This window comes from Peribacillus sp. NPDC060253, from assembly GCF_042727425.1.
Lineage (GTDB): Bacteria > Bacillota > Bacilli > Bacillales > DSM-1321 > Peribacillus.
In genome coordinates this window covers 1-12625 of record NZ_JBHXAS010000130.1, presented here as the reverse complement: position 1 = coordinate 12625, position 12625 = coordinate 1, and the positions used below count along the sequence as shown (strand labels likewise).

Below are 12625 nucleotides of genomic sequence, written 5' to 3'. Positions count from 1 at the left end.
TTTTTATACATTATCATATAAGAAATAATGGATCAGGTAATGCTGCTTAATTTCCTGATTCATTTTTTAATTTAAGTGTATTAGAATGCTTGGAGGACCTCAAGTAAATTCAATGCTTCCATCTATAAGAATAAATAAGAAAATTAAACCAAATGACTGTTGTGTAAGGAAGCATTGTTTATAAACAATATATGCGAATGTCTTTGTTGGATCCGAATGAAAGTAAATTGCTCAAAATAGGAAATGAAAACCCTTGCCTTTCAATTGAAGGCACCACTTAAGATTTATTCGAAAGACCTATCGAATATTATCAAACTTTAGCAAGAGGAGATCTTGTACTCAGAACCTACTAATCCCCAGTGAAAATAAGCTCTAATTGCTTTTCATTTATTTATAAATTTTCTATGCACTTATTCCGGAATTAACCAAAACCACCACTCCATCTAAATTGTGGTGGTTTTGGTGATAACAAGCATATCGCATCGTCTTTAGCTAATGTCACAAGTAAATTGGTAACTGAAAAAAGTGAAACTGTCAAAGTTGAAAAGCCTGCGATGATGATTGCTCCATTAAAAACATTGGGAAATATGCCTAGTTATAGCTAGACATTGCGGTCACGAACGGGCTTTCCTTTTGATTAATCAATAAATGCAGTTTATCTTGAACCATAGATCTCGTTAGAATATATATAATAAAAATGAACTCTGCAGTAGGAGAAAAAGTACATATTATTGTAAAAGTTGAAGATGTCTTCAGCTTTTTTGTTTGCCTTATCATCTTCAAATCTCTGGCGCAGCGCAGATTGGAACATAATATAAGCCCGAACTGCGAAATATAAGGATACATGCCCTTACATGAATCCTACTTATGCATGATTGACTTGGTTTTTTGATTTGATATAGTTTTAGGATGCTAAAGTGAGAAGATAAGATCAGACTAAAAAAAGAGCCTTCTGCGAAAGGGGGTGCCTCCTGTGAAAAGCATACAAAGCCGCTTATTGATCATGCTGCTGATTTTCATCGTTCTGCCCTATTTCCTGTCCGTTTTTTTCATCTACACTTATACAAAAAACAGTGTGGAGAAGTATGAACTTGAAAACAGCCAGGAGCAGCTTCAGAAGAATGCGGATGAACTGGAGCAGTATTTTGACGACATGATTGATTATCCATATATTTTTTTGTACCGCAACCCTGATCTGTTTCGGATTTTTAATAACGGCTTTGAAGACTCCATTTATTTCAGCCCCATGACCATGGAAAAGAGTCTCGAGACCTTTTATCTAATGAGAAACGAATTCCGGCAAATCCGTTTCTATATTGCTAAAAACAATGAGTCATTTACAGTCTATAATGCAGTGATCAGCACACACAGGTATCAGCCGAATTTTCTGAAACAGGACCCGATCAAACAGCTGTATACATCTGACTCACAATATTTGATTGAGCCGCCCCACCCTCTTGAGAATTACAATAATGCAGCCATTGTTCCAAAATCGGACAAAACGATGGTGATGACTTTTCACCACAAAATTACAGACGTTCTTTCTAAAAAGTTTCTTGGGATGATTACAATCGACATTGATTTGGGCGAGTATGCCCGCATTTGCAATAACCTTGTCCAGGGAGAAGCATCTTCTGTTTTGCTTATTGATTCAGCAGATCGCGTCATGTATGCAAATGATCGTGCCCTGATTGGAAAACCTCTTCCTGCCGATGAAAAGCAGCGTCTTAATGGGAATAGGAGCCGGCATGATGACGATATTCTCTTATCAAAGGAGTTATCAGGGTCACTGAACGGCTGGGAATTGATTAAGATCATGTCGAGTCAGGCGTTATATGAAGATGTCAGGAAAACCGCCTATACCAATATCCTTGTCGGCATCGGCGTAGGAATACTGGGTTTGCTGATGATAGGCATTATCTCAAATAGGATTACCCGTCCCATTACGAGGCTGAGCAGCAAAGTCCGCTCCATTGAAGGCGGAAATATGAATGTTCCTTTTGATGATACCAAAAGCGATGAAATTGGCCATTTGGAGTCACACATGAAGGACATGATGAACCGGATTAATTCCCACATTGACCGTGAATATAAGCTTGAAATTGAAAACAGGAAGAACCAGTTCAGGGCGTTAAAATCACAGATCAATCCTCATTTTCTGTTTAACGCTTTACAATCCATCGGCGCTGTTGCCCTCAGGTCGAATGCACCAAAGGTCTATCAATTGCTGACTTCGCTGTCCAAAATGATGCGCTACTCAATGAAGGCAGATCAATGGGTACGGGTTCGGGATGAAGCTGAGTATACAAAAGCGTACCTCTCCCTTCAAACAGAGCGTTTTGGTGAAAATATAAGTTACTCGGTCAATATCGATGAGTCCATTTTGGACATGACTATTCCAAGTATGATTCTGCAGCCCCTAGCAGAGAATTTCTTTAAACACACGTATGAGGAAGGTTACAGCAACGCTCATTTGTCCATTGACGGGGAAAAACAAGGAAACGATCTGTGCTTTACTGTAGAGAATGATGGTCCGGGTCTGACGGAAGAAGAGCTTCAGACTCTGCGGGAACATATCTATACACCCCCTTACGAAGGGACTTATTCGCATGAACATATAGGCCTGAAGAATATTCGTGACAGGCTGCTTCTGGAGTATGGACCAAGTGCAGAAATGAAAGTAGATTCGAATGACGGACAGGGTTTTTCCGTCAGCATGAGAATCCCGATAAAGACCGTCCTTGGGAATGATAAAGACTTACTTCAGGAAAGGAGATGACCACGGTGAAAGCATTGATTGTCGATGATGAATTCAATGTGCGGGACGTCATACGCCATTTAGGCCAGTGGGAAACATACGGCATCACCAAGCTATTGGAAGCCAAAAATGGCCATGAGGCAAAATCACTGATTGAGAAAGAACGCCCGGAGATTATCTTTACAGACGTGAAAATGCCCGGTATGGGCGGAATCGAACTGATTGAGTGGCTGGATTCCATTTCCTATCCGGGGAAAGTTATTTTCATTACTGGATATAACGATTATTCCTATATGCGCAAAGCCATTCAGCACAGCAGCTTTGATTACCTGCTGAAGCCGATTGAGTATGAAGCGTTCAATCATACACTGGAAAAATCGGTACAAGCCTGGAAGGATGACTTTGAACATGCTGAAGTGCTGGAAGATGTGAAAAAACTGCGGAGAAACCAGTTAGCCACTGCGATATGTCTGGGGGACCGTTCAGACTCAATCAGCCTTGCCGAGTTTCTTCCTGAATCGGAGGGCTATAAGCTGACACTGCTCTCCTTTTACCAGATGCACAATCCGGATCTCTATATCCAAAAGCTTTCAGATGAGCTTACGGACCGCAAATTAGGAAATGCGTTTTCCCTGCAGACGGATCTTAACCTCTGCCTTGTTATCACCATTCGCGATCAATGGCTCTCCGTTGAGGAATGGATCAGCCAGGAGTTCGATATCCCTGTAAGGCTTGTAACTGAAGAGCAGGTCGAAACTTTATCGGATATCAGGACCTCGTTTCAGGCTCTGCAGAAAAAGCTAGAGGAACAAAACTTCCGATCCATCCACCGTCTGGATGAAATAGATGCCGCCCGCCGCATGGAAGACATGGTTTCCTATGTTGACATGTATTATATGGAGGATTTGAGTCTGGAAAAGCTGTCGAATGTCTTCTTTTTAAGCCGCGAGCATATCTCAAGAAAGTATAAGCAAGAAACCGGAATGACCCTGTCCAAATACATCACGGAGCTTAGAATCAGCCAGGCAAAATCGTGGCTGAAAGAAACAGACAAAAGCATTTACTCCATCTCGACCATGCTTGGCTATCAAGATGAAATCTACTTTTCAAAGCTATTTAAAAAGGTCGTCGGCATGACGCCTTTTGAGTTCAGGAACAGGAACGATCAACATGAATCTAAAGGGGTGACATGATGAAAAACAGGCTTTTATCCCTTTTGTTAATCGGAGCCGTCAGCCTGCCTCTTTCTGCATGTCAGGACGAAGCCCCACCAGAAAAAACGGAAAAGACAGAGCGAAAAATCACGCTGGATTTAAGGAATCCGAAAGTGGAAATCTCCACTCAATTTGAAGAAATGACGCGTGCTTATGAACGGGAAAATCCCCACGTCAATATCAGGGTACATACTGTTGGAGGCGCAATGGATGACCTCGCCGACCTAAAAGCCGAAATGGCGACCGGCACTGGTCCGGATATCTTTACAAACAGCGGCTATGAAAATGCCAAGCTGTGGCGGAACTATCTGGAGGATCTCACAGGGGAGCCCTGGATTAATCAAGCATACAAAGAATCCCTGACGCCGGTCACATTGGACGGGAAAATTTACGGAATGCCGGTTAACCTTGAAGGGTATGGCTTTATCTATAATAAGGATTTATTTAAACATGCCGGCATTACTGAACAGCCCGCCACTCTTTCTGAACTGACAGCAGCTACCGAAAAGCTGCAGAATGCAGGCATTACTCCCTTTGCAACAGGCTACTATGAAGATTGGAAATTGGGCGACCATCTGATGAATGTTGCTTTTGCCCAGCAGAAGGATACTGATGCTTTTATAAGAAATTTAAATAACGGAACGGAAAAAATCAGTACCAATCAAACATTTAAGGATCTCCTTGCCCTGCTGGATCTCACCATAAAGTACGGAAACGATAATCCGCTGACAACGGACTATACAATGGAAGTGAATCTGTTTACCTCCGAAAAAGCAGCCATCATTCAGCAAGGCAACTGGATTCAGCCGATGATCGATCAAGCTGCGCCTGACATGAACATCGGTTTTATGCCGATTCCGATTAATGACCGACCTATAAAGGAAGCCCTTGTCGTCAGCGTTCCAAATTATTGGGCCGTAAATAAACAGTCCATTCCTGAAAAGAAAAAAGAAGCCAAAAAGTTTTTAAATTGGATGGTGTCGTCAGAACAAGGAAAACGGTTCATGACGGAAGAATTCAAATTCATTCCTGCGTTTAAGAACATTAAAACTGATGATATAGGGCCGCTCGCAGAAGAAACTCTTCGAAATTACAAAGATGGGAACACCGTCCCATCTAACTGGTTTCACTTCCCTGTTGGAATTAGAGAAGAATTCGGCGCCGCGACTCAGCTCTATGTCGGGAAACAGCTGAACCGCAATCAGCTGCTCAATGAATATCAAAAGTCCTGGGAGAGGTTTTCGAAGGAATAGCCTCTTGCCGGGGCTTTTTTTGCCTTCCACAATTGCGATATCAATATACGACTAAATTCCAATCAATATGTGGCATACCTCTCTTTTCAGGAATCGCCTATAATTCTACTGTACTAGCAAATACATAAAACCAGGAGGAAGACTTATGAACTTTAGCAGGCTTGCCACACAGGCAACAGCAGTAATACTCAGTACTGGCATTCTATTAAGCGGTACTGTTACCCAATCATTTGCAGCACCAAAGGATCCGGCAGATTACAAAGAAACGTACGATACTTCACAAATCACTCGTTCAGCTATGAAAGATATGATTAATCAGCACGGTGATACTAGATATACCATTCCTAAGTTTGACGAATCCACAATTAAAAACATCCCTTCTGCCAAAAAAGTAACGGAATCAGGCGAAACCATTGATTTAGATGTGTGGGATACATGGCCATTGCAAAACGCTGATGGAACTGTTGCAGAATACAAAGGATATCATATCGTTTTTGGATTAGCAGGCGATCCTAAAAACGCGAGTGATACGTTCATCTACATGTTCTACAAAAAAGTGGGCGACGATTCCCTTGATGCTTGGAAGAATGCTGGAAGAGTATTTGATGACAATGATAAAAACGTTCCAAATGATCCTTACCTAAAAGAGCAAGCCGAAGAGTGGTCAGGTTCTGCAACCTTCACTGAGGACGGGGAAGTTCGCTTATTCTATACAAACCGTGAACCGTATACACCTGAGTCAGGAAATTATGGGAAACAAACCTTAACGACCGCTCAAGTAAACCTTTCAGAGCCAGATTCTGAAACATTAAAAGTGGATGGTGTTGAGGATTACAAATCCATCTATGAAGGCAAAGACAGCAAGTACTATCAAACTGTAGATAAATTTGTAGAGGACGGAAATTCCGCTGATAATCATACCTTCAGAGACCCTCACTATGTAGAAGACAACGGCCGCAAATACCTTGTATTTGAAGCAAATACGGGTACAGAATATGGCTACCAAGGCGAAGAATCGCTATACAATAGAGCTTACTATGGCAACAGCAATAAATTCTTCCAGGATGAAAAAAGCAAACTTATGCAAAGCCCTAAAAAAGAGTTAGCTGAACTTGCAAACGGTGCAATTGGAATTATTGAAATAAACGACGATTATTCATTGAAAAAAGAAATGAAGCCATTGATTGTTTCAAATACGGTCACAGATGAAATCGAACGTCCAAACATCTTTAAAAAGGACGGCAAGTGGTATTTATTCACAAGTTCAAGAGGATCAAAAATGACCATTGATGGAATCGATAATCAAGATATTTACATGTTAGGCTACACGTCTAATTCCTTAACTGGCCCATATAAACCATTAAATAAAACGGGCATCGTCCTGCATCAGGATCTAGATCCATATGACATCACTTGGAACTATGCTCACTATGCAATCCCGCAGGCTGGCAGTGATAATGTTGTAGTGACTAGCTACATGACAAACAGAGGTTATTTTGAAGACAATAAATCCACCTTTGCCCCAAGCTTCCAGCTTAACATTAAAGGGAAAAAAACATCGGTAGTAAAAGACAGTATTCTTGAACAAGGCCAGATTACGGTTAAGTAGTTACCAGTGAAAAGAAAAAGAAAATGTCAGGAAACTTGGCATTTTCTTTTTTCTATTTTTAAAAGAAAAGTGGTGAGTTTAAGTGAACAAAAAGAAATATAAGATGGTTGGATTATTCATTCTTGGATTATGGATGGTTATTAGCACAGGAATTTTGATTCATTCATTTTATAAAACAAAAGAAGCTAATCCGCCAGATAAGGTAGAAAAGTACTCATACCGGGCTGCCTACCATTTTACTTCTCCTGATCATTGGAAAAACGATCCACAGAAGCCCGTTTACTATGAAGGAAATTATCATTATTTTTACCTCTATAATGGAGATTACCCGGATGGCAACGGCACAGAATGGCGACATGCCACCTCTAAAGATTTGGTTCACTGGAAGGATGAAGGAATTGCCATTCCAAAATATACGAATCAAAATGGGGATCCATGGACAGGGTCAGTAGTTGTAGACAAGGAAAATACAGCTGGGTTTGGGAAAGACGCTTTTGTGGCGATCGCAACACAACCCTCTAAGGATGGCCAGAAACAAGAACAATTTCTATGGTACAGTACGGACAAAGGAAATACGTTTACCTCTTACAGTGACGAGCCTATTATGAAAAATCCAGGAACGAAGGATTTTAGAGATCCAAAAATCATCTGGGATAACACGAATCAAAAATGGATCATGACCATGGCCGAAGGATCGAAAATAGGTTTTTATGAGTCTGATAACCTGAAAGATTGGCGCTATACGAGTAGCTTTTTCACTGAGAACATTGGAGTTTTAGAGTGCCCTGACCTTTACCAGATCCGCGCTGATGACGGGACAGTTAAGTGGGTGCTGGGCGTCAGTGCAAACGGAAAAGCAGCAGGGAAACCAAACACCTATGCATACTGGACAGGAACGTTTAATGGAACAGAATTTCTTCCAGATAACAATGAACCGCAATGGCTAGACTACGGTTTCGATTGGTATGGCGGAGTAACGTTTGAAGATGGCAAGGCAAGTGACAAATTAGACAAACGCTATGCCCTCGCTTGGATGAATAACTGGGCCTACGCCGACAATACGCCGACATTAAAAGAAGGGTTTAACGGAATGGATTCGATCGTCCGTCAAATTGAACTAAAGCGTGAAGGCGAGAACAAGTATTATCTTTCTTCACAGCCTTCAGAAGCATTAAAAGAATTGACAAGCTCAACGAATTCTTTTGATAAAATCGAAGTGGATGGCTCGGAAACACTTGATGTTAAAGGAGATGCCTATCAAATAGAGGCAGATCTCTCATGGTCGGATTTTAAGAAAGCAGGATTAAGGCTCAGGGAGTCAGATGATCAAAAACGCCACGTTGACGTAGGCATTTCTGCAAAAGAAAATTACTCTTATGTCAATCGAGCATTCACAGATCAACCTGACGAAACGAATCAGTTCGTTGAAAGTACTGCACCATTTGATGCCAGTAAGAAGAAGGTTCATTTAAAGATTCTCGTCGATAAAACGAGTATTGAAGTTTTTGTGGATGATGGACAGGCTGCTTATTCAAACTTAATATTCCCTCATGCTGAAGATAAAGGAATTACTCTCTTCTCCGAGGGCGGCAAAGCGATCTTTAAGAATGTGAAGGTTACACATTTTGATTCGATTAATTGAACCTCATCTTGGCAGATACCTTTCATATGTGTACACATACATTCTTTTATAAGAAATGACTCTTCAAATACGAACATTTACTAAAAGGCGTACCACCAACATTTGAATTCTAGAGCAATCGTGAGATTGTGTTTAGTTTATTGAGGGAGGATAGTTGAAGAGTGCTCTTTGACCTCTATTCAACAATTGGGCCATTTAATAGAGTGAGAATTTAGAATAATATACGAATGTAAGTGGATTTTTTTAATGTGAAAATCTATCAGACGATGATAAAATAAATCTGATTTCGAAGAAGGAATACTATAGGAGCCGTGAGACAAAATATAAAGATGAATGTATTAGACAAGAGTAAAAGGGTGAGGGATATTAGTCATGTTTAATATCCCTCACCCTTTATGCTTTGGAACAAGGATAGTTTTACCTTGATGAAAGAATTTATAAAAAGTAGTTTTGAGGATTTTTTAATGCACTTGCAATTTTCCTGATTCCCTCTTCAATTCGATGGGCGCCAACATTTGAAACATTCAACTTCAAAATCCGTTCGTGGTAAAAGTCATCTAAATAATTTCTTTCAACTGAATCCAGATATATTCCTTCTTCATGCAAATGATAAACAAATGATTTCAAATTCACACGCTTGGGCAGCACAATATGACTATGCATTACAATTTCTGATGATGATTCGTACGTAGATAAATGATCTTGTATTGATTGATGCAGAATTTTCGCACGAGTATGATAGATATTACTGACTTTGGTTTTATTATGTTCAAACATCCCATTTTTCAAATAGAGATATAATGCGGCTTGTGAAATCATAGAGCTGTCGATATCCGTTGTCATTTTGTATTTTTGAAAAATATCAATAATTGAAGGAGGGAGAACCGCCAATCCAACTCTTAACCCAGGAAACATAATTTTTGAAAAACTTTTTAAATAGATGACTTTATCGTGGTGATTATCAGCAAAAAGAGGGTCGTTCTTCGGATTGTATTCAAAATCTGCTAAATAATCATCTTCTAAAATGTATACATTATATTGGTCTGCTAATTGTAAAATAGCCTCTTTTTCTTTTTTACCGTATGAAGATCCTAAAGGATTATGGAAGCGGGGCATTGTATAAAAGAATTTAATATCTTCTTCATGAAATATTTGTTCAAGTCGACCTAAATCAATACCTTTCTCGGTACGTTGAATTCCTATTGCAGGCAGCTGTAAGGTTTTCAGCAGATCCATATATAAATGATAGCTAGGTTGTTCAACTAGAATGGTGGAACGATTATTCGGAAAGGGCATCATACTTACTAAAGAAAGAGCCTGTTGAACACCTGTAGTGATGAAAATCTGTTCGCTATGCGTGAATACTTGGTAAGATTCTAACAGTTTTTTAGCTTCTGCTATGAGTGGCGGCCAACCTTTTGGCGTACCGTAGCGAAATAATTCTTCTTGATAGGTATCAATTGCTTTGTTTATGCAGTGTTGAAATTCTTTATAAGGAAATGCATGCCAAGTAGGAGATGCGCTTTCAAAGTCAATTATGTCAGTGGACAATGGGGTTTTGAAGACGTGATTATCCACAACATAATAACCACTTTTCGGTAGGGCATAAATAATATGTTGCTCCTCCAATTTTTTTAAAGTGGTCAATATCGTGCTATTACTGCAAGCATATTGTTGTGATAAATTTCGAATGGATGGTAATTTTGCACCGGTCGAAAATTCACCAGACTGAATTTGCATCAGGAGTGATTGATAGATTGTTTCATATTTAAGCATCATAAACCTCCTTGCACATCTGTATCGGTACAGATGTGTATTTTTTATATCGTAAAAGTTATTATTATCTCTTACGATAATGGTACCGGCCGGATCAATATAAGGGGGTAATCGAAATGAGTGAAAATAGAAATGCATATATCTCAGCAACCATCTATGCAATCATTATCGGATTGTCATTTATGTTTGTTAAAGTGACATTAACGGTTGCAACACCGTTAGATACATTGGCTCATCGGTTTACCATTGCATGGATCGCTGCCACAGTGTTGTTCGTGTTAAAAAAAGAATCGATCAAGGTAACGAAAAAAGATGTACAGCAGATTGCCTTGTTAGCCATCTTATATCCGACACTCTTTTTTGCTTTTCAAGTATTTGGGTTAGTGCATACATCTTCATCGGAAGCTGGTATTATTCAAGCAACTATACCAATTTTTACGTTGATTTTTGCAAGTATCATATTAAAGGAAACATCTACACGCAGTCAAAAAATAGCTATTGGTTTATCTGTACTCGGTGTGATGTATATTATGTACATGAACGGGGCAGGGGGCACAAATACAAGTCTCTTCGGGGCTGGTTTAATTTTACTTTCAGCACTTACCTCCTCACTATACAACTTATTTGCCAGAAAGTTAACACAACGCTATTCGTTATTCACTATCACATATATCATGACCTTGTTTGGGTTTATAGCTTTTAATGGACTGGCACTGACAAACCATATAATGAATGGAACAGTGGATCAATTTATGCAACCTTTTGGACACTGGGATTTTGTTCTTGCCATTTTATATTTAGGTATCCTATCGTCTTTAGGAACGTCCTATCTTTCCAACTATGCATTATCAAAAATAGACGCATCGAAAATGAGTGTTTTCAGTAATTTTGCTACGCTCATTACCATTTTAGCAGGGGTCATTTTTTTAAAAGAGGAATTTCATTTATACCACATAGCAGGGTCAATTATCATTATCATCGGCGTTGTTGGTACAAACTATTTTGGTGCAAGGGGCAAATCAAATGAAAAAATATAGTCTCTTGCTAATCATAAGCCTCATTTGGGGATCTCAATTTTTCTTCGTGGAATTAGTAACGAATGATGTAGGTTCCATTTCGTTGTCTGCTTTGAAAGCACTGATTGGTGCAATTTGTTTATCGGTGATTAGTCTGTTCCAATCAAAGAAAAACTACACAACCAATACTAAAAAATATTTTTGGATTGCACTTTTTGAAGTAGTCTTGCCGTTTATTCTTATTGCACAAGGCCAAAAGTACGTATCGAGCAGTATTGCATCTATGCTAATCGCAATGGTCCCAATCTTCACATTAGTATTTTTCGTATTGCTCTTCAAAAAGAAAGCAAGCAAATTTGAAATAGTCAGCATAGTATTGGGATTTTTAGGAATTGTGATCTTATCGTGGCCAACGCAAGGAATTATGAACGTTTCAGGTAATATATTGGGTAATGTGTTGCTCATTCTTGCTGCTATAAGTTTTGCATTGTCTTTAATTCTAATGGAAAAATTAGAAGATGGTTCTCCGGTGGTCCATATGAGAAATGTTTTATGGATTGCAAGTATTGTCTTATTGCCAATGTCATTCCTTTCTGAAAAGCCATTACAAATCGATATCAATCATTCACAAGTAATATATATTACCATTTTAGGTATATTCCATGCAGGAATTGTCTATATGCTGTATAATCTCTTAATTCAAGAAGAGGGAGCATTATTTGCCTCTTTTAGCAACTATATTAACCCGGTTATTGGTGTAATTTTAGGCTATATTATTTTAAAAGATGCATTATTTTTGCGGCATAAGATTGGCATATTAATCATTCTTATAGCACTTTTATTTTCGAATCCTGATATTTCTAGAAAATGGGTTAGGAAGAACAATTAATAGAGAATACCCTTGTGTATAATGAGCTTTTGTTCTATAAAAAATCTCTAGAATAAAGTTAATCGGAACAGAAAATAATCTTAAATATTTTAATTTAGGTAATTCAACAATCGGGCGCAATTCTTTAATAAGAATCGCTTTTTTTATAGAACTACCATAAAAATAAGTTTCTTTAAAAATGAAAAATAGACCCTGCTCAATCGTTTAAAAAAAGAGGAGAGCGTTAATTAATTAGTCTATGGATTAGGGTTGACTGGATTAAGGTCAGTATTAGTATTGACACTTCCTAATCATTTTCATTCTTTGTGGTGAATCGCCGATTTTTGCGATTCATGGATGGCTAACGGGTGAATTAGTTCTTTAGAGAGCTGTGATTGAAGTGAACCCAAAAAGTTAGACACTTTATTTAATTAGGCAGCCTTGAGGGCATGAATCCGGTAATCTACCGGGCTCATGCCTTTTAATTTT

At 38.9% G+C, this 12625-nt stretch carries 8 protein-coding genes; 7 read left to right on the top strand and 1 reads right to left on the bottom strand.

Annotated features, from left to right (window positions below; translation table 11 throughout):
* The first annotated feature begins 973 nt into the window (after positions 1–973).
* From ACFWE9_RS22810 to ACFWE9_RS22790, 5 genes are all read left to right on the top strand, one after another.
* A complete protein-coding gene (locus ACFWE9_RS22810; RefSeq protein ID WP_377358932.1) occupies positions 974–2779 on the top strand; it encodes a cache domain-containing sensor histidine kinase in 1806 nt (601 codons plus the stop codon).
* A 5-nt stretch (positions 2780–2784) separates the two neighbouring features.
* Positions 2785–3951 carry a response regulator transcription factor gene (locus ACFWE9_RS22805; RefSeq protein ID WP_230162240.1) on the top strand — a complete coding sequence of 389 codons (1167 nt, stop codon included), beginning with the start codon at positions 2785–2787 and terminating at the stop codon, positions 3949–3951.
* On the top strand, positions 3951–5225 hold the full coding sequence (locus tag ACFWE9_RS22800; RefSeq protein WP_230162874.1) for an ABC transporter substrate-binding protein: 1275 nt from the start codon (positions 3951–3953) through the stop codon (positions 5223–5225). Before ACFWE9_RS22805 ends, ACFWE9_RS22800 begins: the two co-directional genes overlap by 1 nt.
* A gap of 145 nt (positions 5226–5370) precedes the next feature.
* Positions 5371–6834 (top strand): glycoside hydrolase family 68 protein, encoded by a 1464-nt coding sequence (locus ACFWE9_RS22795; protein WP_230162872.1) that lies wholly within the window; start codon positions 5371–5373, stop codon positions 6832–6834.
* Between the two features lie 103 nt (positions 6835–6937).
* Complete coding sequence (locus ACFWE9_RS22790) at positions 6938–8476, top strand: glycoside hydrolase family 32 protein (protein ID WP_377358934.1); 1539 nt, start codon at positions 6938–6940, stop codon at positions 8474–8476.
* 435 nt (positions 8477–8911) lie between these two features.
* Here ACFWE9_RS22790 and ACFWE9_RS22785 read toward each other — a convergent pair whose 3' ends face one another.
* Positions 8912–10252: an aminotransferase-like domain-containing protein gene (locus ACFWE9_RS22785; protein ID WP_230162870.1), complete on the bottom strand. Its 1341-nt coding sequence runs from the start codon at positions 10250–10252 to the stop codon at positions 8912–8914.
* A 116-nt stretch (positions 10253–10368) separates the two neighbouring features.
* Between ACFWE9_RS22785 and ACFWE9_RS22780 the strand changes: the two genes are divergently transcribed.
* On the top strand, positions 10369–11289 hold the full coding sequence (locus ACFWE9_RS22780) for a DMT family transporter (protein WP_377358929.1): 921 nt from the start codon (positions 10369–10371) through the stop codon (positions 11287–11289).
* Positions 11276–12157 carry a DMT family transporter gene (locus tag ACFWE9_RS22775; protein ID WP_377358927.1) on the top strand — a complete coding sequence of 294 codons (882 nt, stop codon included), beginning with the start codon at positions 11276–11278 and terminating at the stop codon, positions 12155–12157. The genes ACFWE9_RS22780 and ACFWE9_RS22775 overlap by 14 nt, the downstream gene beginning before the upstream one ends.
* The last annotated feature ends 468 nt before the right edge of the window (positions 12158–12625 follow it).

Coding starts and splice junctions, on each gene's coding strand:
- ACFWE9_RS22780 (WP_377358929.1), top strand. CDS start 10,369: ATGAGTGAAAATAGAAATGCATATATCTCAGCAACCATCTATGCAATC.
- ACFWE9_RS22800 (WP_230162874.1), top strand. CDS start 3,951: ATGAAAAACAGGCTTTTATCCCTTTTGTTAATCGGAGCCGTCAGCCTG.
- ACFWE9_RS22775 (WP_377358927.1), top strand. CDS start 11,276: ATGAAAAAATATAGTCTCTTGCTAATCATAAGCCTCATTTGGGGATCT.
- ACFWE9_RS22785 (WP_230162870.1), bottom strand. CDS start 10,252: ATGCTTAAATATGAAACAATCTATCAATCACTCCTGATGCAAATTCAG.
- ACFWE9_RS22795 (WP_230162872.1), top strand. CDS start 5,371: ATGAACTTTAGCAGGCTTGCCACACAGGCAACAGCAGTAATACTCAGT.
- ACFWE9_RS22790 (WP_377358934.1), top strand. CDS start 6,938: ATGGTTGGATTATTCATTCTTGGATTATGGATGGTTATTAGCACAGGA.